The organism is Priestia sp. JV24 (assembly GCF_025910025.1).
Taxonomy (GTDB): Bacteria; Bacillota; Bacilli; order Bacillales; family Bacillaceae_H; genus Priestia; species Priestia megaterium.
On sequence record NZ_JAPCIN010000023.1, the window covers coordinates 370,422 to 394,789 of the forward strand.

Genomic DNA, 24,368 nt, shown 5'->3' on the forward strand with positions numbered 1-24,368 from the left:
GAGATGATTACACTTTGAAGTTTGATGATTCTTCTTTTATTTTAATACATCTTTTACAAATTGTTCAATCATTGCTTCAAAATAAAAAGAGGCCGAGACATAATTAACCTACGTTTACCATCACCATAAAAAAATCCGAACGAGTTGGATTCTCTTTCAAGAATCTCAATTCATCGTTCGGATCTTCCTTCAGCTAAAATATTTTTGTGCCAGCCTCTGTTTTAATAGACGGACGTATTCTCTTTAGAAGTAGATTCTAAAATCTCTTTAACTCTTGCCAAGAATCTGCCGCACACCAAGCCGTCTAACACGCGGTGATCAAGTGATAAACATAAGTTAACCATATCTCGAACAGCAATCATGTTATCAATAATAACCGGACGTTTTACAATAGATTCTACTTGTAAAATAGCCGCTTGCGGGTAATTAATAATCCCCATTGATTGAACGGAACCAAATGATCCTGTGTTGTTAACAGTAAACGTTCCGCCCTGCATGTCTTCAGACTTCAATGAACCCGTACGAACTTTTTGCGCGAGCTCTGTAATTTCACGCGCAATACCTTTGATTGTCTTTTCATCGGCTTGTTTAATAACCGGCACAAATAAAGCATCGTCTGTTGCAACAGCAATGGATACATTAATGTCCTTTTTCTGAACAATACGGTCTCCTGCCCACATTGAATTCATTTGAGGGAATTCTTTTAAAGCTTGAGCCACTGCTTTTACGAAGAACGCAAAATACGTTAAGTTAAAACCTTCTTTTTGTTTGAACTCCGTCTTTAATGCATCACGATAAGAAACTAAGTTCGTTACATCAACTTCAACCATTGTCCATGCATGCGGAATTTCGTGCTTGCTGCGAAGCATATTTGCTGCAATAGCTTTACGCACGCCTGTAACAGGGATTTCTTGATCTCCTGCTGCAGACACAACCGGCGCGGGCTGCTGCGTTTTTGGAGCAGCTGCTGCTACAGGTGCTTCTGGCTGAACTGTTGATGGAGGTGTTTCTTTCACTTCAGCAGCTCCGCCTTTTTCAATAACAGCTAAAATATCTTTTCTCGTAATGCGGCCGCCCGCCCCTGTTCCTGTCACGGTATCTAAATTAATATTATGCTCTTGTGATAGACGCATAACAGCTGGAGAGTATCGACTTTTATTGGATTGACTGTCCGCTGTTTTTGACGCTGATTCTTCTACAGTCTTATCAGATGTTTTCTGTTCTTTTTGAGGTACAGTTCCTTCTACTTCAATTAAACAAATCACTTCTCCTACAGGCAAAGTATCATCTTCACCTGCAATTAACTCTTTAATTGTTCCACTAAAAGAAGAAGGCACTTCAGCATTTACTTTATCCGTCATGACTTCAGCTAACGGGTCGTACTTATTTACGTGATCTCCAACAGAAACGAGCCATTTGCTAATTGTACCTTCTGTTACACTTTCACCGAGCTGCGGCATCGTAATTTTTTCAATAGCCAATTGATACAACTCCTTTTAAAATTGAGCTAATTCTCTCATTGCTTTTTCTACTTTATCGGGATTCACCATAAAATATTTTTCCATTGTTGGTGCATACGGCATAGCTGGAACATCAGGGCCAGCAAGGCGCTGAATTGGCGCATCTAAATCGAATAAGCAGTGTTCAGCAATAATAGCTGCTACTTCGCTCATGATGCTGCCTTCTTTGTTGTCTTCCGTTAAAAGCAGTACTTTACCTGTTTTAGATGCTGCTTCAATAATAGCTTCTTTATCAAGCGGATAGACCGTTCTTAAATCTAAGATGTGTGCTGAAATACCGTCTGCTTCCAGTTTTTCAGCAGCTTGAAGAGCAAAGTGTACACAAAGACCATATGTAATAACCGTGATGTCGTCTCCTTCTCTCTTTACATCTGCTTTGCTAATCGGAAGTATATAATCATCTTCAGGGACTTCTCCTTTAATCAAACGGTACGCACGCTTATGCTCAAAGAAAAGAACTGGATCATCATCACGAATAGCTGCTTTTAATAATCCCTTTACGTCATAAGGCGTAGAAGGCATCACAATCTTTAACCCTGGCGTATTGGCAAATAGGGCTTCAACAGATTGAGAATGATAAAGAGCACCGTGAACTCCGCCGCCGTAAGGAGCTCGAATTGTAATTGGACAACTCCAATCATTATTAGAACGATAGCGAATTTTCGCTGCTTCTGACACAATTTGATTGACTGCAGGCATAATAAAATCAGCAAATTGCATTTCAGCAATCGGACGCATGCCGTACATTGCCGCTCCGATTCCTACGCCTGCAATAGCAGACTCTGCAAGAGGTGTGTCAATGACTCTTTCTTCCCCGAACTGTTCGTATAGTCCGTTGGTCGCTTTAAATACGCCGCCTTTTTTCCCTACGTCTTCTCCTAATACAAACACGCGGGAATCTCTTTCCATTTCTTCACGAATGGCCATTGTTACTGCATCAATATATGAAATAACGGGCATATGTTCTCCTCCTTACTCACCGTACACGTATTTTAAAGCCGATTCCGCTTCTGCATAAGGAGCGTTTTCAGCATAATCTGTTGCATCATTAACGATGTTCATAATATCATCAAGCATTTGTTTTTCTCGTTCATCGGTTAACACGTTAACCTCTTTTAAATAAGTCGCAAAATACGCCAGCGGATCGCTCTTTTTAGCTTCAGACAATTCTTCTGCTCCGCGATATGCACGATCATCGTCATCACTTGAATGGGCAGTCAAACGCTCTGAAACAGTTTCAATAAGAGTAGGCCCTTCTCCTCTGGATGCACGATCTCTTGCTTCTTTTACCACTCGGTATACTTCAAGGACATCGTTTCCATCAATTGTGTAGCCTGGCATACCATACCCAATTGCACGATCAGATACTTTTGCGCATCCTAGCTGCTTTTCAACCGGAACAGAAATCGCATACTTGTTATTTTCACACATAAAGATAACAGGAAGCTTATGAACACCTGCAAAGTTCGCGCCTTCGTGGAAATCTCCTTGGTTAGAAGATCCTTCTCCAAACGTCACAAACGTTACTAAGTCTTTTTTCTCCAATCGTCCTGCTAAAGCGATTCCTACAGCATGAGGCACCTGTGTTGTAACTGGAGAAGATCCTGTTACAATTCGCTTTTCCTTATGGCCAAAGTGACCTGGCATTTGACGACCTCCTGAGTTTGGATCTTCTGCTTTAGCAAACCCAGAAAGCATTAAATCGCGCGCAGTCATTCCAAATGCTAGCACAACACCCAAATCGCGGTAATAAGGTAATATGTAATCATTCTCTCTATTTAAGGCAAAAGCTGCGCCAACTTGAGCGGCTTCCTGACCTTGACATGAAATAACAAAAGGCACCTTCCCTGCACGATTTAATAGCCACATACGCTCATCAATTTTTCGTGCAAGCAGCATAGTGCGGTACATTTCAAGTACTTGTTCATCAGTTAATCCTAATGATTCATGACGGTTTTTTGTCATGTTTAAACCTCCTTTAATCATCAAAAATGAATCGCTTTTCCATCTACAGCTAATGAAGCTTCTCCCATCGCTTCTGAAAGGCTAGGGTGAGGATGAATGGTATGAGCAATTTCCCATGGTGTAGCATCCAATACCTTTGCAAGACCTGCTTCAGAGATCATATCCGTCACGTGAGGTCCAATCATATGCACACCAAGGACATCATTTGTGTCGGCATCAGCAATAATTTTAACAAATCCCTCTGCCTCTCCATATACAAGAGCTTTTCCAACGGCCTTAAACGGAAACTTTCCAACCTTCAGCTGAAACCCTTGCTGTTTTGCTTCTTGTTCTGTTAATCCTACACTTGCTGCCTCCGGGCTGCTGTATACGCATTTAGAGATTGTTGTGTAATCAATCTTCAAAGGCTTTTCACCATGTAAATGCTCCACAGCTACAATTCCTTCGTGAGAAGCTACATGTGCAAGCTGCAGTCCGCCAATCACATCTCCAATTGCGTAGATATGAGATTCTTTCGTTTGATAAAAATCATTTGTGGCAATCACACCGTTTTCTACTACAATATCGGTATTCTCGAGACCAATTCCTTCGACATTCGCTTGACGCCCTACAGATACAAGCAGCTTTTCTGCTTCATATTCTTGCATATCGTCTCCTACTTGAGCTGAAATTTTCACCTGACCATCAATAGACAGTGTATCAGCCATTACTATAGCAGAAGTAATAATGTTAACTCCTTTTGCTTTTAAAAGCTTCGTCATTTCACGGGAGATATCTTGATCTTCTGTTGGTAAAATTCGATCGCTGTATTCCACAACCGTTACATCAACATCAAAATCTGTGAGCATTGACGCCCATTCAATTCCAATGACGCCGCCTCCCACAATAATAATAGAAGCAGGAAGTGTTTCCATCTTTAATGCTTCATCTGAAGTGATTACTTTCTCTCCGTCAATCGTTAGACCAGGTAATGTTCTAGGACGAGACCCGGTTGCGACAATTACATTCTTTGGAATAAGCATTTCGTTTTCTTCACCGCTTTTTAATTCGACGGAGATAGTTCCTGGCATAGGAGAAAAAATAGAAGGTCCTAAAATACGTCCAATTCCTTCATATACGTCAATTTTACCTTTTTTCATTAGCTGTTTAACACCATTATGTAACTGTGAAACAATTTCTGACTTTCGTTCTTGTACACGTGCATAGTTCAATAGTACATTGGACGTTTCTACGCCAAATTCACTGCTTTTCTTAGCCGTTTGGTAGACTTCTGCACTTCTTAGTAAAGCTTTGCTTGGGATACACCCTGCGTGCAGGCATGTGCCGCCTAACTTATTTTTTTCTACAACCGCTACCGATAGACCTAACTGAGAGGCACGAATAGCTGCTACGTACCCTCCGGTTCCACCGCCGAGAATGACCAAATCATATTCTTTTGCCACACTGCTTCACACCTTTCTGCAAACGCTATTAAGCGCCTTTATATTCCTTCACTTCTTCTTCACCTGTAAGCACTCGGAGAGCCCCTTCAGCTAACGCTTGAAGCTCATTTTCTCCAGGATAAACAATGACATCTGCAATCCACTTTACATGATTAATAATCAGCTCAACAAACGCTTTTGAATAAGCAATGCCTCCTGTTAAAATAATGGCATCTACTTTTCCATGCAATACCGTACTGGCAGCTCCAATTTCCTTCGAAATTTGATAAGCCATTGCTTCATAGATAAGCTTAGCTTTTTCGTTTCCATTTTTCACTAGCGCTTCGACTTTCTGCACGTCAGATGTGCCCAAATAACCGACAAGCCCGCCTTTTCCTACAAGCATTTTCATAATCTCCTCGCGGTAATACTGACCTGAAAAGCAAAGACGAACTAATTCACCAACCGGTACACCACCAGCGCGCTCTGGACTAAAAGGACCGTCACCGTGCAGGCCATTGTTCACATCAATTACTTTTCCGCGTTGATGAACTCCGACTGTAATGCCTCCACCCATATGGGTAACAATAACGTTCATTTGTTCATATGTGCTATTCATTTCTTTAGCCACTTTTCGAGCAACCGATTTTTGATTCAGCGCGTGAAAGATGCTTTTCCTTTCCATAAAAGGAGTTCCTGAGATACGAGCGATGTCACTTAGCTCATCTACCACCACTGGATCAACAATGTACGCTGGTATATTTAATCCAGACGCAATCTCAAAAGCTAAAATCCCGCCTAAATTTGAAGCATGATGGCCGGCATAACCGTCTTTTAAATCTTTGAGCATGGCTTGATTTACTTCATATGTGCCGCCTTCAATCGGGCGTAAAAGCCCTCCTCTTCCACATACTGCACTTAATTTAGATAAATTAATCCCTTCTTCATCAAGTGCCTCTAAAATCGAGTTTTTACGGAACTCATACTGTGCATATATCGTCTCAAACTGATTCATTTGCTGTGAATCGTAGCGGATTGTTCGATCAAAAATTGGTTTATCGTTGTGAAACACGCCAATTTTTGTAGACGTTGAACCCGGATTTATTATCAGCATTCGATATTCGTGCATATCCAACACATGTCCTCCTACCTTATCATTCTCATAAACGAAGGCTAGGTCGAAAGGATTTCATTTATTCCTTTTGCCTAGCCTTCAGCTCAAACATTAGCGCGTATGACGTCTACTTAAAATATGCTGTCCATTTTGTAAAAATTGACTGCGTGAACGACGCAGCTTTTCAATTCTTTCTTCAGCTAAGCGATCTGCTGCTAGATAGGTTGGAATGCCATCTCGCTTTGAGATTTCAACTACCTTTTCAATATTATCATAAATACCTTCAACTTTTTTCAGCGCACGCTCACGGTTATATCCAACTAGCTCATCGGCTACGTTAATAACGCCTCCTGCGTTAATAACATAGTCCGGTGCATATACAATGCCTAATTCATGAATTAAATCACCATGACGCGTTTCTTTCAATTGATTATTAGCTGCCCCGGCAATAACTTTTGCTTTTATTTGAGGGATCGTTTCATCGTTAATCGTTGCTCCGAGTGCACAAGGAGCATAGATATCACATTCTACACCATAAATATCATTCGGGTCTACTGCTTGCGCATCAAATTCTTCTACCGCACGCTGAACAGCTTCTTTATTAATATCCGTTACAATAAGTTTCGCTCCTTCTTCGTGAAGGTGGCGGCATAAATTATATGCTACGTTTCCTACGCCTTGGACAGCTACTACTTTTCCTTCAAGCATATCTGTTCCAAATGCTTCTTTTGCTGCTGCTTTAATTCCTCGGTATACGCCGTAGGCTGTGACTGGTGATGGATTGCCTGATGAACCAAAAGCAGGAGATACACCCGTTACATAATCCGTTTCCTCATATACAATATCCATATCCTCTACCGTTGTGCCCACATCTTCTGCTGTAATATATCGACCATTTAACCCTTGAATAAAGCGACCAAATGCACGGAACATCGCTTCATTTTTGTCTTTGCGAGGATCTCCGATAATAACCGTTTTCCCTCCTCCTAAATTCAAGCCTGCTGCTGCATTTTTATAAGTCATTCCGCGTGATAGACGAAGCGCGTCTTCAATTGCAGCCTCTTCTGATTCATATGTCCACATTCTCGTACCGCCTAGAGCTGGTCCAATTGTTGTATCGTGAATGGCAATAATGGCTTTTAAGCCTGAATCTTTATCTTGGCAAAATAATAACTGCTCGTAATCGTATGTTTCCATATAGTCAAAAATTTTCATTGTTAGTGCCTCCTAAGAATTCTGTTGAGCGACGCTGATAGCAAGCGCCAGTGAGTATAATTTACTTTCTGATGAATCTGCTCTGGATGTTAAGACGACCGGAGCTTTTGCTCCTGCTAGAATAGCTCCAACTTTTGCTTTAGCAAAATAAATGAGGGATTTATATAAGACGTTCCCTGTTTCAATTGCTGGAACGAGTAATATATCTGCTTGACCGGCAACTTCACTTTGAATGCCTTTTTGCTTGGCTGCTTCTATGTTAATGGCATTGTCAAGTGCTAAAGGTCCATCAATAACGCAGCCTTTAATTTGTCCTCTGCGGTTCATCTGTGTAAGAAGTGCAGCCTCTACTGTTGCAGGCATCAAAGGGTTCACAACTTCAACCGCTGCAATAGGAGCTACCTTTGGCATCTCGATCCCAATCGAGTGGGCAACGTTCACCGCATTTTGAATGATTTGAACTTTCTCTTCCAGAGACGGCGTAATATTCATAGCTGCATCTGTTACAAGAATCGGACGATCATAGTGAGGAACGTCAAATACAGCTACATGTGATAAAACATTTCCCGTACGCAAACCATGCTCTTTATTTAACACAGCTTTTAAAATAAGCGATGTGGATAAATTCCCTTTCATTACGATATGAGCTTGACCTTGCTGAACTGAACGCACAGCCAATTGAGCCGCTTCTAAAACGGACTCCGTATGTACGACCATCACAGCCTTATGAGTGAGTAAGGATGGGCGGTACTGCCTGAATAATTCATTAATTGTCGTTTCGTTGCCAAACAAAATAAATTCAGAAACTTCCCTTGACACAGCTTCATACACTGCCTCAATTGTTTCTAAGTCTTCAGCTGCAGCAATGGCAACAGTCAAAGAAGACTGCTTAGCAACCCGAGATAAGATGGTAGCAAGAGTCATGGAATGTTCGACCTCTCCTTTTTCATTCTTTCTTTTGCTCCGTTTTAAAGAGCATACTGCGCGTTTATGCAGTCACCTAAAATACATGCAAGATTTGTGCCATCCACTGCATATATTACATAATATAGCTGCTTATATCCGTTCTTACGCACAAAAAAAATTTTTTATTGATTCTAACGACAAATAGAAAAAAAGAATACCTCTCTATTTATATGCAATAAATTGCACACCATGCATTTTATTGCATGCTGTTATTTGCAAGATTGTATTTTTCCAACTTATAATACAAAGAACGCAGGGAAATATTGAGCTGTTTTGCTGTTTTCGTTCGGTTATACTCGTTTGCAAGCAGCACTTTTTGAATAAGTTCCGCTTCGTAATTTTCCATCATGTGCGCTAAAGTCTTCCCATCGAACATTACCTCTTCATTCACCTGATTTTTTTCTTTTTTGCCCTTGCCTTCAAGTGAAGGGAGATGAACAGAATCAATCATTGTTTCTGTATAGTGCATATAAATAATCGCTCTACCTAATATATTTTCAAGCTCTCTAACGTTTCCTGGCCAGTCGTATGATCTTAATGAATGTAAAGCCCGCTCTGTTACTCCTTCAACATGCCGGCCGTAATCTTGATTAATTTTTGTAATTAAGTGTGTAACAAGCGCACCAATATCCTCTTTTCTCTTCCGAAGAGGAGGTATGTGAATCGGAATTTTGTTTAGCCGATAATACAAGTCCTGTCTGATGCTTCCATCAGCCATTCCTTTTTCTAAATTCACATTCGTAGCTGCAATAACGCGAACATTCACCGGAATAGGAGTCGTTCCTCCAACGCGAATAAGCTCTTTTTCTTGAAGCACCCGAAGCAGCTTAGCCTGCATATGAGCTGAGAGCTCCCCGATTTCATCTAAAAAGATGCTACCGTTATTGGCTTCTTCAAAAACGCCGCGCTTCCCGCCTCTTTTTGCCCCGGAAAAAGCTCCTTCTTCGTACCCAAAAAGTTCGCTTTCAAGCAAGGACTCAGAAAGCGCAGCACAGTTAATCCGGACAAATTTATTAAACTTTCGGCTGCTCGCATTATGAATCGCATGTGCGAACAGCTCTTTACCCGTCCCAGATTCACCTCTAAGCAAAACAGTAGCTGGTGTTTTGGCAGCAAGTCTAGCCTGCTCAATTGCTAACTGAAACTCTTCAGATTGACCAATGATATCAGCAAATGAATATTTCGCTTCAAGCGTTCTGATAATTTGACGCGCTCTTTTGAGTTCATTTGTAAGCTCTTGAATTTCAGACATATCATGAATAACACCAACGCTGCCTTTTAATTTTCCATCAACAATAACGGGGGCAACATTGACAACCACGTCTCTTTTACTCGGACCGAGCCTCATTCTTACACCTCGGACAGGACGCCTTGTTTGCAGTACCTTCATGTGCATACTGTCTCCTTCAGAGATATCGGCAGTCGCGGGCTGACCAATAATATCCGTCTTTTTTAAACCCGTAATTCTTGTATAAGCAGGATTAATTAAAATTCCTCTTCCTTCTTCATCGACAACCGAAATAGCTTCTTCAGAAGATTGAATAATAGCTTGAAGCATAGTTTGTACTTCTTTTAAGTTCGTAACTTCTTCTGCCAATCCGACAACGTCCGTAATATCTTTAAAAATCGAAAAGGCCCCAAACAGCTCTCCATTCTCGTCGAGTATTGGTATTCTAGTCGTAATTACCTTCCGTCCGCTATCTAACACAAATTCACTATTTTGATCAATCGTTTTTGTATGAAGAACATCAACAAGTTTACTATTTGGAATGACTTCATGAAGATGCTTACCAATTACATCTCTGTGTGAAAAGTTCGTCAAACGCTCGGCACTTTGATTAAATAGCGTAATATATCCATTCCTATCAATCACGACCATCGCATCATGAGCTGCGTTAAAAATAAGATCATATTTATACGATTCTTGCTTTAACCTCTGAATTAACTCTTCTTTTTCCTCCATCAGATTTGCCATAATTTCAGCAACCAATCCCGGCACTACCAGTGCATCAGCGGGTTTGCTTCTTTGCAATTGTTGAAAGACGCCTTGTTTACCTGTTGTTTCAACAATGACATCGAGCTGCTTTGTCATATAAGGCTCCCAATTCATTCCGGTTGAAATATCTTGTTCTTGCGCATGCAAAACAGCCGGCGCGTTAGCTCGTACGTCTACTACACCAATCACTTTCATAAATTCTGTTTCCAACAAGATTTTCAGAATAGCTAATCCGCCTTTTCCTCCTCCAACGATCAACACATTTTGCATATTTTTTCACCTTTTCTACTTAATATGTACATATCCCGTGCAAAATATTGCATATACCTATCATATAAAAAAAGAAACGCTCTTGACAATTTATTTAGTTCTTTTATGATTCAAGTATAACGGTTTCACAATGTAAACGCATTCATTTTAAAAAAAGAGAAGCGAAAGGAGCATTTATGGTTCGAATTATCGCACTGCTAATCTTACTTATTCCCGGTATACTCGCTGGCTATGGCATTAAACTTATGAGAGATATGATTTTTGGCATCCTGCAATCCCCGTTCCCTTCTTTATTTTTGCAATTTTCAGTCGGACTTCTATTATTTTTAATCGGCCTTGGATTTGTTGCTGGCTTTATTCTGCACAGAGACCGCAAGCGAAACAAAGTTCAAAACAGATTTCAAAAAGATAAAAAAACATCGCATTAATGCGATGTTTTTTTACGAAAAGCGTCCTCCAAATTGCTTCACCATTTTTTCTGGATAATCGGTAATAACGGATTCACATCCATATTTTCGAAGCTGCTCAGCTACTTTTACATCATTTACTGTGTAAGGTCGCACTGGAATTTGACAATCTTTTGAAGCCGCTACATTTACTTCATTAACGGTACGCTGATTAGGGTGAAGAGCTTTTGCGCCAAGATGCTGCGCATATACCCAAGGCTCATACATCGGATAAGAATATAAAATAGCTGTTTCAATCGTAGAATCCAGAGAACCAATTCGGGCTAAGCTGTTATGATTAAAAGATGAAATCATCGTTCGATCCTTCATCTTGTATAAATAAATTAAATCCAAGACTTTCATTTCCAAGTATGGATAGTCAAATATATTGTTTTTCAACTCAATATTTACGCTAATTCCTTCACTTGAAGCCCACTCCATTACTTCATTTAACGTGGGGATTTTACATACTCCATACTTTTTTTTGAACTTATAGCTCGCATCTAATTTTTTTAAATCTTGATACGTAAAATCTTTTACATACCCTTTTCCATTCGTCGTTCGATCTACTTTTTCATCATGAATTACAGCAAGTTCTCCATCCTTTGTCATATGCACATCAAGTTCAATTCCGTGTGCTCCAACTCTCGCTGCTTCTTTGAAGGAAATCATCGTATTTTCAGGAAACGTTCCAGCTGCGCCGCGATGACCTATTACAAACATACTTGCTCAACTCCTCTATTATCACTTATTATTAACTTTAGCATTACTTAATAGTGAAAGCACGAATTTACTGTTTATACTTTTTTACTTTCATTACTTTATATGCAAAAGGAGGTTGTTGTGTATGAGACCACTGCAAATTTCACCGGATACAGCCGTAAAATTAGCGGAACAATTAAATATCTCCCTCGAGCAATTAATGCATATGCCTCAGCATATTTTGCTGCAGAAACTTGCTGAATTAAATGCGAGCGAAGATAAAAAAGGATCTGAATAACAGATCCTTTTTTCTTTTGAATTTTCATTTCCAAAAATAGTATTACCTTCTCATTTCATTCCCCATAACATATATTAGAATATTTAATAATATAAATGTATTTTTAAAAATGCTTTTAAATAAGTAATTTAATACTTTTTTGTGTATATTTAATTATTTTTTGATTTTTCCATATAATTTCATTGACGAAATTATTGTTTTTCTACTAAAATAAAAAGACATTATATTTATTCCAGTACTTATATTCTGATTTTTTGATTAATTCAAACAAAAGAATTAAATAGTATGAGAAAAATTTAGGGGGACTTCATTATGCAAGCAGCTGTACAACACGAAAATCAGCAGCCAAATGGGTCTAGGAAAAAACACCCTCCTGGACTGTACTTATTATTCGCTACTGAGGCATGGGAAAGATTTAGTTATTATGGAATGAGAGCCATTCTGGTTCTTTATTTAACTGCTACTGCTGCTCAAGGTGGACTAGGGGTAGATAAAGCAACTGCACTGAGCTTATATGGAACATTCACTAGTGCTGTTTACATTACGCCGATGATTGGCGGATATTTAACAGACCGCTTCCTCGGAAGAAGGCTAGCCATCACTATCGGTGGTGTGATTATGGCACTCGGGAATTTTTCCATCTTCATTCATCAAAGTGTAGCCGCTTTGTATATCGGACTTGCTTTATTAATTATCGGAAACGGATTTTTCAAACCAAATATCTCCACATTGGTCGGAGATCTCTATGAAGAAAATGATCCTCGCCGTGACGGTGCTTTTACCATTTTTTATATGGGTATTAACTTTGGTGCATTTTTCGCACCGTTAGTTGTTGGATTAATGAGTTACAAATACGGATTTTTAACAGCAGCTATCGGAATGGTTGTTGGACAAATTTTATTTAACCTACTCGCTAATCGCTACTTAGGTGATATCGGGAAAGAGCCTACAGGAAAAGTTCACGCAGCGGCATCTCAAACATCAACTGCTCCGCTGTCAGCACGAGAAAAGAAAAGAACGGTTGCTATCGTTATTCTAGCCTTCGTTGTTATTGCTTTCTGGACAGCTTTTGAACAGGCCGGAAGTTCTTTAACGCTATATGCTCAAGATCAAATTAATCGTCAAATAGGTAGTTTCACGGTTCCAACAGAGTGGTTCCAATCATTGAATCCGCTGTTTATCATGATTTTAGCACCAATTATGTCACTAGTTTGGTACAAGCTCGGAAATTCAAAACGCGGTGATTTCAAAACGCCAACAAAAATGGGTATGGGACTTGTGACAGTGGGATTAGGATTCTTAATTTTAATTCCAGCCGTTATGTATACTGGTAATGACCCAGCTTTAAAAGTAAATATCCTGTTCATGATTTTCACTTACTTCCTGCACACGCTAGCTGAGCTTATGATTTCGCCAGTAGGGCTGTCTATGGTAAGTAGACTGGCTCCATTAAAGCTTGCTTCTCTTTTAATGGGCGTATGGATGGCAAGCTCTGCTGTCGCTAATAAGCTAGCGGGTGTTCTTGCATCTTATACACAGTCCTTAGGTTATTTCGATATCTTCAGCTTAATCGGAGCTGTAACAATTGTACTTGGAATTATTGTTCTGTTCCTTTCAAAACCGATTGCTAAATTAATGGATTAAAAAAAGCAGCCTTTTCTGAAGGCTGCTTTTTTATAATTTACTTATCTATATCCCATTTAAAATATGGAGATGAATTTTTCAATGCATCTTCTAAATCTTCTTTCAAACACAAAATCCTCATAACAATTAAATAAATTATTTCAATAAAATACTCCATTATGGATATGAAGAAAAACAAGATGCACGTTCCATTAACCTCAATATTTTCACCTCTTAAAACAAAATAAAAAGACCAATGAATGAGTAAAATTCATCGGCCCTGCAGTAAAAAGTTTATTGGTTTTCAGTTTACTATCTAGTGTAAATCCCAAAAATTTATCGGCATGTACTCTGTATTACAAAAGGTATCAGCTCACTCAAAACCCCGTAATTCCAGCAGTCCTATCCCTTTCAACTCGCTTTATGTTCAAGGCGTAATTTATCCGCAACCATGGCGATAAATTCACTGTTTGTTGGCTTCGCTTTTGACATGCTAATCGCAAAAACCGCCTTAAATCGAGTTTCTTCTATTATATATAGACAATATCATACGTCATTTTATAGCGTCTTTATTGGTTTACAAACTTAATCTTCATTGGTAAACCTTCATTAACAATATAGTAATATCCTACCAATAAAAATAGTATAACGTCAAGGAATTTTTATTCTAAATCTATTACGACTTATCGCTATCCCATTTTCAGAAAACTAGTTTCTTATTTCACTTTAAATGCTAAAATTAGATAAAAAAATAATGAATAAGGGATGGGATAATATGACTATAAGTTGCGATATACCTATCAGTACCTTTTTATCTAGAATTAATGAATTAGTGGATACCTCTGAAAATAATATTGCTTTTCAAGTTATTTTACCGATGTTATCTGAACACTTAGGCTATAAGATGGATTGGGTGCGGATGGAAGGTAAATTAGATGAATCTCTGAGAAAGCCAGACATAATAATAGATGACAAAATGGGCAAGAAATTGATTGTCGAGATAAAAAGGCCAAATAGAAAGTTAACTAATGATGACATCGCACAATTAGCAAACTATTTAAGTATCTCAAATGTAGAATGGGGTATTTTGACAAACGGGCTTGAATGGATATTAATGAACCATAGTACCCTTCGAGATGCAAGATTCAATGATAAAGTTGTAGCTAGAGTAAAACTTAATTTTAATAAACCACAAGGGGATGAACATCCTAATAATTTAAAATATTTTAGCTATACATATTTGTTCGAGAAAGAATTCACTAGATATCAACGTGATTTACAACAGTTTAAAATATATCAATACACTAAAGAAACAGATAGTAGTTGGAAGCAATATAAAAGTGCGGTAAAAAGATTAAGTGAATATATGGAAGAACGAAGAAATTATTATTTAGAGTTAGACAAATTACATTTGAATGATTTTCTTGATTATTTTAAGTGGCTAGCCGTTAATCCTAGTAAGAGTAATAGAAGTCTAAATAAAAATAACAATGAGAAAAGTAAACTTAAGGAAGGTACTGTCAAATCACAGTACAGATATTTACGTACTTTCTTTAGACGACTTAACGAGAATAAATTCTATAGTTCTAATCCTCTTGAATTCGTTACAGCCAACGACATAATTGATAGATTAGGTGACCTTGTTATTCCTAAAGAGAAAGAAACACTTGCCATAACCCCAGAAATCATTGAAAAAATTTATTGTCAATTCGATAAGGGTTATAACCCTTTAAGAGACAGGTTGATGTTTTCCCTAATTCTTCTCGGATTAGATAGAAAAGAAATCGCACATCTAAAAGAGAAAGATTTTGAAAAGGGAATACTTACAATTATAGATAAAACAAAAACTAGACAATTAAAATTGCCAGTAGGCTTATCTAAACTAATTAATGAATATCTTACCTTCAAGAAACAAAAACGTATTAAAAGTGACTTCTTAATTTGCAAAAGTTCAGGCGAACCATTAAAAGAAGGTAGTATTTCTTGGACTATAAATACAGCTGTTAAAGAAGTTTCTGACTTAAACCTTGAAAAAATTCAACAATATTTAATAAAACAGTATATTTTTGAAACTAAAGATATACTCTCTCTTGTTTACTTAACAGGATTTGATTTTAGTAAAATAAGTCACTTGTTAAGTTGGGACGATGTTTCAAAACTTGCCAACAACGGTTCAAAATTATTTAAGAAACATCCTTTCAATAGCTTTTTTGAGTAATAAAAAAGACGTAACTAATAGGTTACGTCTTTAAAATAGTTTTATTTTCTTCACTCGTTAGTATAGAAGACTATAACCCATTCATCAATATTCTTTATTTCTAATCCTTAACCATTTCTTTAGTTTCACTTGTTTTATACCACATTTCTACTTCTCTAGATAATTTACTCAAGTCACCTGAATAAAATGTACCTTCAACAAATGTAGAAGGCATGATTTGTTTAATAAGTTTATCTAAATACTTATAGAAAGAAATATCGAACTCCACTAGTTTTTCTTTCCATTCATCCACATCAATAGTTTCCCTTGTTATCATACGCAATTTTTTCCCATTGAAATCCATGGGAAAGCTTTCACTGTTATTTATTCCCAAACCTTCTATATGATATGTTCCACGATGTTTGATGTAATTATAGGCACTACGAATTTCCTTAGTTAAAGGTGTTTCTAAAAATGCCATTATATAATCGAATTTCTCTTGTTCCTTAGCTAACCCTACTAATCTATAACGTAAACTTTCTTTGTTACATTCTTTAGTTTCATTTTCATAACGCCGTCTATCCTGAATTATGCCATAATCATCGTAACCATAATATAGATATAAAAATTGCCAAGATAGGTCTATGCAATAATTGTAATTTGCTAATGCATCGAATAGAAACTTTGAACGTATGTAAACAAAATGAAGTTTGTCGTGTGTCACAAGTAACCTTCCATAATCGTCCACTTCCATACATAATAACGAAGCCCGTGCATTTCCATATTGCATACATATATCTTCAATTTTAAACCCTGCTAATATCTCATGTGGAGAAAATTTTGCATACTGTGGTTCGAAAGGTCGGTACTTCCTCCAATGATTTATATCATATCTATGAATTAATTGGTGTGCTTTCATGCGATACCTCCCTTTGAACTACTCTTATCTTTCATGCATCTATAATACTATAAAGGCGAAGTGAATTCCTATTTAAGTATTTACTTACAATATTTTATAATAAAAATAAAAAAAGAACACATTAGATTTGTGTTCTTCATAAAATAATTAAGATTTAATATTCTCTTAATGAATTCCTTCTATCCGCCAAAGCTTCCAGTACTACCTCGTGTGAGTCATTTAATAAATCTACATTAAGTTCAGTTTCAAAGGTCTTAAAATGTTGCCTTAGGATTTCGTTAATAAAAAGTGCCTCAAAATCATCACCTATAATTATACTGATAGCTTCTAATTTATCCCTGTTTTCTTCGGTTAGTAGTGTTTCAACGGTATAATACGTGGTATTATCATGTGCTTTTAGATAATCATCAAGTACTTTCATTCCAACTACCTTCCTTCCTCTAGAACTTTAATATAAAAGGCAACGTTACATTATTTCTACATTATAGATTCATTTCCTTCATTCAAAACAAAACATGTAAATAAATATATCCTACAGTTCTTCGTTTATCAAAAGTCGAAGTTTTCTTTTTTCCATAACTGTATTTATAAAAACTTCTCCAAAAGCCTTTAGGAAAAAATAATATTTATCCATTTTCTCTTGTCCTAAATCATCCTCTAACGCCGCCTCATGTATAATCCTATGTCTTTTTTCTATTAATTCCGTTAGAACAGATATAATTGTCGTCTCTTTATCATCATAAAGAAGTATGTTTCTCAATACATCTTTATATAAATCAATACCAAGATATTTTACATAAGCTTTGTTCGCAGATTTGAAACTTTGAAAAGAATACTTTTCTAATTCGACATCAATAATACTTTTTTCACCTTTTAATAGTTCTTGTACAACAGAATAATTCAACTGTTCTTTTTGTTTAAATATCTCATTCATTGCTTCTTCATTAGTTTGCAAATAACTTGTGAAGAATTGCCGTAGAAACGTCTCTAACACTGATAAGCAGAACGGAATAAGTGTATTATTTCTTAGAAGTGGTACGTTAAACATCAAAGTACCAAAATCACCGTCCCTCTTCACTTTTTTCATATCTACTTCTTCAATAAGCATTTTTACTTTATGTAAATTATTTAAGAAGTGAAGATAAGCTTTTCCACAAGCCATCTCTGTTTTCGAGAGTTTAGGTAGCCAATTCTCAAAAACTCCATATTCATCATTATCAGGGTTATGAATTATACCACCAAACTCACTTTTTAGTTTTCTTAGTACTTCTAATTGCATTTCTAAGTCATAGTAACTACGTCCCGCATAGGTAGAAGAACCGCACAACATCTTAATTGTTTTATATTGTTGTGCTTCTTCATTCACACAGTAAGAATCTTGATAATTAAAAGAAAACCAACAGCCTCTTGTTGAAAGAAATCCTTCATCATACCATAAATAAGAATTCTCATATTTATCATCTTTTTTAAATCCTAGTTCAAATATTACCTTTTCTATATCTTCCTTTTCTATGTATTCTTCTAGTAACAAATTTAGTTCAATACTCATTATTCCTCCCCCTTATATGGCTTAATAGTACTTCATTTTCAACATAAAAAATATACTTTTATTGGTATTTAAAAAGTAACAGTTATAGGTTAAAAACTAGTGAAAAATTTTTTATTTGCTTTTTTAATAAATGAATTTCGAAATTCAAGTAACAACCAAACCTTTATTTTCATCTTACATATATGCGGTAGCCATTAGCCAGCACAACTGCCCCTAGCCCACCCTCTATGGGGGTCTGACTCTCTTTTAAATAAAAAAACTCACTTATCACTGTGTTTTTACTCATTCATTAAAAGATTATTTTCTCTTTCAATTGAGTTTATTTAATTTTAATTTTTGAATCATTCGTTAATGTAACAAGAAGAAACAGATAAGATAGACAATAACATATGTAAACAATAAAGACGCTAAATGCCATTGGACTAAATGACATTGTTAATAGCTAAAAAGAATCTAATACTGTCTAGAACTTACAACTTTTAGACACTGTTCCATAGAGGTGAATATTGTTTAATATAATGTCTTGAAATTATCTAGAAGTTAGTCTAGAATATAATGTACAGAAGTTATTTAGACTTATAGACATTCGAGAGGACGAAGAACAAATGGCTAATATCGGATATGCACGTGTATCGACAAAAGAACAAGACTTGTCTTTACAAATAGAGAAGTTACAAGAACACGGAATTGACAAGATATTTATGGAGAAAGAAAGTGGTAGCAATAGTAAACGTAAGGAACTACATAAAGCGTTGGATTATCTTAGAGAAGGCGACAAGTTAATTGTTTACAAAATTGACCGTCTAGCCCGTTCGACATTTGATTTGCATAAGATTGCTAAAGAGTTAGAGGAACGTGGAATAGGTTTAGTATTCATTAAAGAACAAATAGACTTTACAACCTCTACAGGAAAGCTAATGTTCTCTTTGTTAGGTTCTATTGCTGAATTTGAACGTGACATAATTAATGAACGTACTGCCGAAGGAAGAGAACGTGCAAAAGCACAAGGTAAACATATGGGACGTAAAGGTCAAGATGAGAAACAAGTAAAGAAGGCTTTAAAGCTTTACGAAGAACGTGAGGAAAAAGGATTAAGCGTCAATGATATTGTGAAAATGACTGGTGTACCTCGTTCTACAATCTACGCAAAACGAAAAGAAGTTAATATTAATGAGGAGACAGGAAAGCACGGACTTACTTAATGAGTCGGTGTTTTTTTTATTTTGTCTTTTATTAGTGACTTACAATAAAGTTGATACCTCCTTTTAGAGTAACAGAAAAGTTTTTGTTACTCTAATTAAATACCTTCTACTCCTTGTGCCCCAGCGCTTCATTAAAGTAATGTAACAAAGATTACATTGAGATACCGTTACGTATATGGTGCATTTCTTGGGTTTTATATATGTCATGACCATTGTTCAAAAACTACACTACTTGTTAATACCTCACCTTTAAATAATTCAATTTAACAATTCACTGTCCTTTTGTGTATTGAAATTGCAAGTACACCTTTGAGGGAAGAATTTTTCATTTTTAAAGGAAGCTTACACACCGAAAATTTGCATCGAATGATTTAATACCTTACTTAGAAAAGTTAATTGCGTCGTAGGGCGTCTCTCTGCATAAAAAATTATGTTTTTTCTCATATTAGCGTCTGAAATACGAAAAATGGTTGTTGAAGGGTTATAGCAGATAAATTTTTGTGTTCACTAGGGAGTAAAAAATCAAATGAGTGCTTTTCTTATTATGAGGGGATAAAAAACAGATGTGCTTTTGAATGTTCTAAGTGTTTATATTCTTTGAAAAATATTCTTCAAGAAAAAGTAGCAAGAGAGGAGGAAACAAGATGGAAATAAATATTACTAAAAAAGAAAACCAAAACGAAAACTCGTTTAGCTTTAAAATTAGTCCATTCTTTTTAATCGTCATTAGCATGATTATAGAATCGATTATTTCAGCTATAGTTTTTCATTAATAATTACCCCCTCCCCTCAATTTTTAATGCCCTACCTTCATTTATAAGGTTCTGCTATCAAACACCAAAAAAAAAAGAGACGTAGGAACTATTATCCTACGTCTTCACCTTTGACCATTCCCGAATATTAAACTGTATCTATAGAAATATGAAATTGTTCGGTACCAAGCACTTTATCTCTTCTCTTTATTATCATTAGTTATAGCTATTTGAAATTTTATCGAATGGTGATTTAAACATTTCACCGAATGTTTTTGATTGGGTAGCTTCTTCAAACTTGGCTTGTGCCTTTTCTTGTGGATTATCTAATGAACGTCTATACTCACGACGTTGTTCCTTGTGTTGTGCTACTGCTTGTTCTCGCTGTGCAAAACCATAAGCCATTTTAGTAAACGCATTTGCTTTCATAACCTCTTCATGTGTTAATTCTCTAGGTGGACTAATAAATAAATTGTCTCCTCGCTTTTCTGCTTCTGCTTCATAGCCTGCACTCATCATTGACATTGTTTCTAATGATGATTTGAATTGAACATTAATACGAGGTGCGTCCCCTCGTTTCACATGTTCATTGTATAGTTCTAATGCTTGTTCATCCCCGTTAAATGCCTTTTCTTGTAGTTCTGCAATAATGATATTTTTATCCATGATTAATTTCCTCCATTTGACTTATTTTTTATATACTGCATGTAACAACTATCTACATAATCTTCAAATTCCTTTGTGGTCATCTGATTTCTTTCTGCAAGCATAGGTATCAAAACGTTGTAAAAATGTTTCTGAACATAACGTGACTGATACTTAATCCAATGAAAAGGATGATGATTTCCTTTTGATTTATTTAGCCATCTATCTATAAAAACAATATTTTCAAAGCTTGTCCCTAAGCCTACTCCCCATGAAATAGGAATAAAGTGTTCCATTGATAAATTATCTGGTTGATGATTGAACAAACACACTCCACCTTGTTCTTGTAATGCCTTATTGTATTCCTGTAAAGTTAAAGTTGCAGGTAGACCCTGTTGTTGGGCACGGTAATTGTGATAGTATACTGTTCGCTTTTCCTTATTTGCATAGTAGTGTCTCCTATTATTAGCAAGTGATTGACTTCTATTGTTTATGTGCCACTGCATACTTCTTTCGTTCAAACATTTCTTACAATCTGAACGCCTACCGTATTTTCCATTCACTTGTTTATAATAGCCATCTATTGGCTTTTTCTTTTTACACTTTGTACATGTCTTCATAATCACATCATTTTCAAATACATTAATTAACATAACCTTTACTAGTTCCCTTCTGTGTGCAAAATAATAGACGGTGCAACCGAACACACCGCCTTTCATACTCATTCTTTTATTTTTCAGTGTAATTCCTGTTGTTTTTTACCTGTATTCTCGTAGAATACATTAACCGAATTCTCAACATGTTGTTGTAAACTATCTTCTTTTTTCTCTTCTGACGTATCATCCTGTAAAAGTTTCTCTATTCGTGCAAGTTCATTTGCATCTAAACCTTTTTGAACAATTTCAGAACCTTTATTCTCAATAGTTAATTCTTGTTTGGTGTTAGGTAATAGTTCTCTAATTTTAGCGAATAACTCCATATGCTTATAACTTCCTGTATTTACTTTTTCAATTAATACTCTATTAAAAACAGGGATTGCTTCATCTAGTAGCTTTTCTTGGTGTTCACGCTGAATTTGTTTACCTGTATCAGTGTTCTTCCACTCCCAAAGGGTTTTACGCGAAATTCCAAATTCTTTGGCGATAGCTGTATCTGTTTCACCTTGGCTACTACGTTGTACATATTCTCTTAAAAATTCTCGCTGCTTTTCAGTTAAACTTCTCTGTATTGCCATTTTCAATTACCTCGCTTTCGCTATAATTTACAATCAAGGTCAACGCTACTAATTGACTATCGGTTACTCCAATTATTCGAAGCCCCCGCAAAATTTTAATTTCATTTCGTTTCGAAATAGTTCTCTCTTCTCTTTCCATTTTAGTTAAGAAATCTGAATCAATTTCAATCAACCTAGCTAATTCCATACACTTGGTATCTTGAATTTCTCTCGCTAACCGAACAACTTTTCCACGTAATTGAAACTCTTCTTTCAATTTGTTCATCTCCTTTTCAGTGTATCTGTATATATTAAGTAAATTTGTTACCTGCATTTGTAAAAAATAAGCAGATAAGACGGCTAACAACCGCCTTATCTTGAACAGGCATATATATGTAAAGGAATTATGTCAGCCAATGATTTGAACAATGACTTTAAGCTTGTGGAAACACCGTTAAGTATTTCCTATACCTATAGCTGGCTAAGAGTAGATTTTACAAGAAGAATGCGGAAAGTAATTCAAATTTTCAATCTTTAAATACAACAAAAAATCCATAATCAAGCAAACCAAAAGCCTACGGGTTTTCATTGAGTACAAGAAATTATGACAAGAGATAACAAAATGCAATCGCGAAACTTGGTCTTAATCTCTTCATCACTTATCTATATATTGTAATGATAAAAACAATACTTTTCTTTTTGTAATAAACAAGTTCGAGTTTACGAGAACCCGCCGTTAGGCGGAATATTATTTTGATTACTTTTTATAAAAGAATAGACTTGTCCTTAAATCCTAAAGGATTTGGCTAACGCCCCATTCTAAATAACTTTAACGTTTATCTTACTTCTTTCATACGTTTCTTAGTATATAAGCAAGCAAATAGCATTAAAAACAAGTAAGATTTTGTATCATTTTTCACCAAAACGTTGAATCCCTTGGGAGAGTAGGGATGAAGGGTTTGTTAAATTTATGTTACAGAGTATAAAATTACTTGTTGAATCTTTGCTTCAATTCTTATCTAAAAGTGTATTGTCACAAGATTAGTGACAAGTTAATTGACTTTACACATTTTTTGGGACAATTAGATATTGCTTAATGCACCAAATATGTGGATTCATTGTTCTTGGTATTGTGATGTAAGAACATTCAACAAGACACAATCAGTTAAGAAAGAATCAAACACGTAAAGAAACAGAAGGAATCTTATCAGTAGGAGTAGTAGATGAAATATTTTTATGATATGTTCTCAAAATAAATTTCATGTTTTTTGTCACAATTTTGTTTATCAACTTCCAATACAAGACACGAAGAACGGAACAATACCGTGAATCGAAAATAAATTACATGAAAGAGGGAATCTATCAATGAAAAAAGTAAACGTAGAAAACAATGTAATGACAACAGAAATCGAACAAGAATTAGCAAAAGAAGGGCTAGGTCTTGAACTGTATCTCAATTGGTTTACAAATGCGGAGATTTTAGAAGGAATCAAACCAACTAATTCACTTCCTAATTTAGAGTTAGTGACGATTGAAGGCGTTGCGGAATACTTTGAAGTGAGTGTAAAAACTATTGAAAATATCACTCAAAAATATTCATTAATACTAGACATCGGAGACTTTTCGTTTGTTAGAGTCCTTTCAAAAGATGTACTTATGGAACGGCTTCAAGAATCTATTACTGAAGTCGAAACACTGGAAGATAAATCGGTTATTACGTTAAAAGACGGTGATACCTTAGAAGTTCCAAAAGAAGGACTGGCACTTTACCATTATGCGTCAATGCTGCGTATAGCAATGTTTCTAAATGAATCAGACGTAGCAATCAACGTCCAAAAATATATGATTTGCCGACAAGCCATTTAAACCTACCTATTCCTAATCACTGGTACATCAGAAGCAGGTTTTTATTACAGATTATCCATGTAGTAAGAACCTGCCTTTTGGTTACCTTCAAATGCCTTCTAAGGCGTGCAATAAAGCCCCACCTTATCTTTATTTATTCTTTCCTTCCTCAGAAGCACACATGGATTCAACTATTTCAGAAGCAGGTGTACGGCATTCTAAACGGTCGTTGATACGGTTCAAAATCTCCATGATTTCAGCTTTTTGATTCATCTTCTTCAAAAAGCCCCTGTCCATACTATCTATTGTTTCTTCCAATCTTGATAGACCTTTACTAGTCTCATCCATCATAGCAAGAATTTTTTCAGCTTTTTCAGCATTACTTTCGACTAACTCAGCGATATTATCCAACCTAACATTGTCTTCTTTCATCATTTCAGATGTTTCTTTCACTGACGCCAGAATATCTCTTATTTCTTTCTCGTATGTTTCCATTTGTATCCCTCCATT

Annotated in this window: 24 protein-coding genes and 1 pseudogene; 7 read left to right on the forward strand and 18 right to left on the reverse strand. The window is 36.2% G+C overall.

Annotation, left to right across the window (positions count from 1 at the left end):
• Nucleotides 1–221: 221 nt before the first annotated feature.
• From OK414_RS23155 to OK414_RS23190, 8 genes are all read right to left on the reverse strand, one after another.
• Nucleotides 222–1,481 carry a dihydrolipoamide acetyltransferase family protein gene (locus OK414_RS23155; RefSeq protein ID WP_034648965.1) on the reverse strand — a complete coding sequence of 420 codons (1,260 nt, stop codon included), beginning with the start codon at nt 1,479–1,481 and terminating at the stop codon, nt 222–224.
• 15 nt (nt 1,482–1,496) lie between these two features.
• Nucleotides 1,497–2,480, reverse strand: coding sequence for an alpha-ketoacid dehydrogenase subunit beta (locus OK414_RS23160; protein WP_263045079.1), 984 nt, complete (start codon nt 2,478–2,480; stop codon nt 1,497–1,499).
• A gap of 12 nt (nt 2,481–2,492) precedes the next feature.
• Nucleotides 2,493–3,485: a thiamine pyrophosphate-dependent dehydrogenase E1 component subunit alpha gene (locus tag OK414_RS23165; protein WP_013084976.1), complete on the reverse strand. Its 993-nt coding sequence runs from the start codon at nt 3,483–3,485 to the stop codon at nt 2,493–2,495.
• Nucleotides 3,486–3,505: 20 nt separating this feature from the next.
• Complete coding sequence (lpdA, locus tag OK414_RS23170) at nt 3,506–4,927, reverse strand: dihydrolipoyl dehydrogenase (protein WP_263045080.1); 1,422 nt, start codon at nt 4,925–4,927, stop codon at nt 3,506–3,508.
• Between the two features lie 28 nt (nt 4,928–4,955).
• Entirely contained in the window at nt 4,956–6,035 is a 1,080-nt protein-coding gene (gene buk / locus OK414_RS23175; RefSeq protein WP_370511583.1) for a butyrate kinase, read from the reverse strand.
• A gap of 96 nt (nt 6,036–6,131) precedes the next feature.
• Entirely contained in the window at nt 6,132–7,235 is a 1,104-nt protein-coding gene (gene bcd / locus OK414_RS23180; protein ID WP_034648962.1) for a branched-chain amino acid dehydrogenase, read from the reverse strand.
• A 12-nt stretch (nt 7,236–7,247) separates the two neighbouring features.
• Nucleotides 7,248–8,159, reverse strand: coding sequence for a phosphate butyryltransferase (gene yqiS / locus OK414_RS23185; RefSeq protein ID WP_034648961.1), 912 nt, complete (start codon nt 8,157–8,159; stop codon nt 7,248–7,250).
• 238 nt (nt 8,160–8,397) lie between these two features.
• Entirely contained in the window at nt 8,398–10,467 is a 2,070-nt protein-coding gene (locus OK414_RS23190) for a sigma-54 interaction domain-containing protein (RefSeq protein ID WP_034648960.1), read from the reverse strand.
• Nucleotides 10,468–10,643: 176 nt separating this feature from the next.
• Between OK414_RS23190 and OK414_RS23195 the strand changes: the two genes are divergently transcribed.
• A complete protein-coding gene (locus tag OK414_RS23195; protein WP_013059128.1) occupies nt 10,644–10,895 on the forward strand; it encodes a DUF2627 domain-containing protein in 252 nt (83 codons plus the stop codon).
• Between the two features lie 12 nt (nt 10,896–10,907).
• Here the strand turns inward: OK414_RS23195 and OK414_RS23200 are convergent, their stop codons facing one another.
• A complete protein-coding gene (locus OK414_RS23200) occupies nt 10,908–11,636 on the reverse strand; it encodes a glycerophosphodiester phosphodiesterase (protein WP_028410665.1) in 729 nt (242 codons plus the stop codon).
• 124 nt (nt 11,637–11,760) lie between these two features.
• On the opposite strand from OK414_RS23200, the gene OK414_RS23205 reads away from it, so the two are divergent.
• Complete coding sequence (locus OK414_RS23205) at nt 11,761–11,913, forward strand: YycC family protein (RefSeq protein ID WP_095378801.1); 153 nt, start codon at nt 11,761–11,763, stop codon at nt 11,911–11,913.
• A 312-nt stretch (nt 11,914–12,225) separates the two neighbouring features.
• Nucleotides 12,226–13,557, forward strand: coding sequence for a peptide MFS transporter (locus tag OK414_RS23210; protein ID WP_013084983.1), 1,332 nt, complete (start codon nt 12,226–12,228; stop codon nt 13,555–13,557).
• Nucleotides 13,558–13,947: 390 nt separating this feature from the next.
• Here OK414_RS23210 and OK414_RS23215 read toward each other — a convergent pair.
• A pseudogene (locus OK414_RS23215) lies at nt 13,948–14,040 on the reverse strand (sporulation transcription factor Spo0A); the annotation flags it as partial.
• Between the two features lie 271 nt (nt 14,041–14,311).
• On the opposite strand from OK414_RS23215, the gene OK414_RS23220 reads away from it, so the two are divergent.
• Nucleotides 14,312–15,754 carry a type I restriction enzyme HsdR N-terminal domain-containing protein gene (locus OK414_RS23220; RefSeq protein WP_263045081.1) on the forward strand — a complete coding sequence of 481 codons (1,443 nt, stop codon included), beginning with the start codon at nt 14,312–14,314 and terminating at the stop codon, nt 15,752–15,754.
• A 100-nt stretch (nt 15,755–15,854) separates the two neighbouring features.
• On the opposite strand, the gene OK414_RS23225 is transcribed toward OK414_RS23220, so the two are convergent.
• The 3 genes from OK414_RS23225 to OK414_RS23235 all read right to left on the reverse strand — a co-directional run bounded on the left by OK414_RS23225 (nt 15,855) and on the right by OK414_RS23235 (nt 18,201).
• The gene (locus OK414_RS23225; protein WP_263045082.1) at nt 15,855–16,652 is read right to left on the reverse strand and encodes a hypothetical protein; all 798 of its coding nucleotides are present in this window, start codon (nt 16,650–16,652) and stop codon (nt 15,855–15,857) included.
• A 154-nt stretch (nt 16,653–16,806) separates the two neighbouring features.
• A complete protein-coding gene (locus tag OK414_RS23230) occupies nt 16,807–17,073 on the reverse strand; it encodes a hypothetical protein (protein WP_263045083.1) in 267 nt (88 codons plus the stop codon).
• 111 nt (nt 17,074–17,184) lie between these two features.
• Nucleotides 17,185–18,201, reverse strand: a complete 1,017-nt coding sequence (locus tag OK414_RS23235; RefSeq protein WP_263045084.1) for a HEPN domain-containing protein — start codon at nt 18,199–18,201, stop codon at nt 17,185–17,187.
• Between the two features lie 605 nt (nt 18,202–18,806).
• On the opposite strand from OK414_RS23235, the gene OK414_RS23240 reads away from it, so the two are divergent.
• Nucleotides 18,807–19,403, forward strand: a complete 597-nt coding sequence (locus OK414_RS23240; RefSeq protein ID WP_263045085.1) for a recombinase family protein — start codon at nt 18,807–18,809, stop codon at nt 19,401–19,403.
• 644 nt (nt 19,404–20,047) lie between these two features.
• Complete coding sequence (locus OK414_RS23245) at nt 20,048–20,176, forward strand: hypothetical protein (RefSeq protein WP_263045086.1); 129 nt, start codon at nt 20,048–20,050, stop codon at nt 20,174–20,176.
• A 195-nt stretch (nt 20,177–20,371) separates the two neighbouring features.
• Here the strand turns inward: OK414_RS23245 and OK414_RS23250 are convergent, their stop codons facing one another.
• The 4 genes from OK414_RS23250 to OK414_RS23265 form a co-directional block, all read right to left on the reverse strand.
• Complete coding sequence (locus OK414_RS23250; RefSeq protein WP_263045087.1) at nt 20,372–20,821, reverse strand: hypothetical protein; 450 nt, start codon at nt 20,819–20,821, stop codon at nt 20,372–20,374.
• 2 nt (nt 20,822–20,823) lie between these two features.
• Nucleotides 20,824–21,453, reverse strand: a complete 630-nt coding sequence (locus tag OK414_RS23255; RefSeq protein WP_263045088.1) for a hypothetical protein — start codon at nt 21,451–21,453, stop codon at nt 20,824–20,826.
• Nucleotides 21,454–21,536: 83 nt separating this feature from the next.
• Nucleotides 21,537–22,034: a phBC6A51 family helix-turn-helix protein gene (locus OK414_RS23260; RefSeq protein WP_263045089.1), complete on the reverse strand. Its 498-nt coding sequence runs from the start codon at nt 22,032–22,034 to the stop codon at nt 21,537–21,539.
• Nucleotides 22,009–22,290, reverse strand: coding sequence for a hypothetical protein (locus OK414_RS23265; RefSeq protein WP_263045090.1), 282 nt, complete (start codon nt 22,288–22,290; stop codon nt 22,009–22,011). The genes OK414_RS23260 and OK414_RS23265 overlap by 26 nt, the downstream gene beginning before the upstream one ends.
• 1,088 nt (nt 22,291–23,378) lie before the next feature.
• Here OK414_RS23265 and OK414_RS23270 point away from each other — a divergent pair.
• Nucleotides 23,379–23,879 carry a hypothetical protein gene (locus OK414_RS23270; protein ID WP_263045091.1) on the forward strand — a complete coding sequence of 167 codons (501 nt, stop codon included), beginning with the start codon at nt 23,379–23,381 and terminating at the stop codon, nt 23,877–23,879.
• A 129-nt stretch (nt 23,880–24,008) separates the two neighbouring features.
• Here the strand turns inward: OK414_RS23270 and OK414_RS23275 are convergent, their stop codons facing one another.
• On the reverse strand, nt 24,009–24,353 hold the full coding sequence (locus OK414_RS23275; protein ID WP_263045092.1) for a hypothetical protein: 345 nt from the start codon (nt 24,351–24,353) through the stop codon (nt 24,009–24,011).
• Between the last annotated feature and the right edge of the window lie 15 nt (nt 24,354–24,368).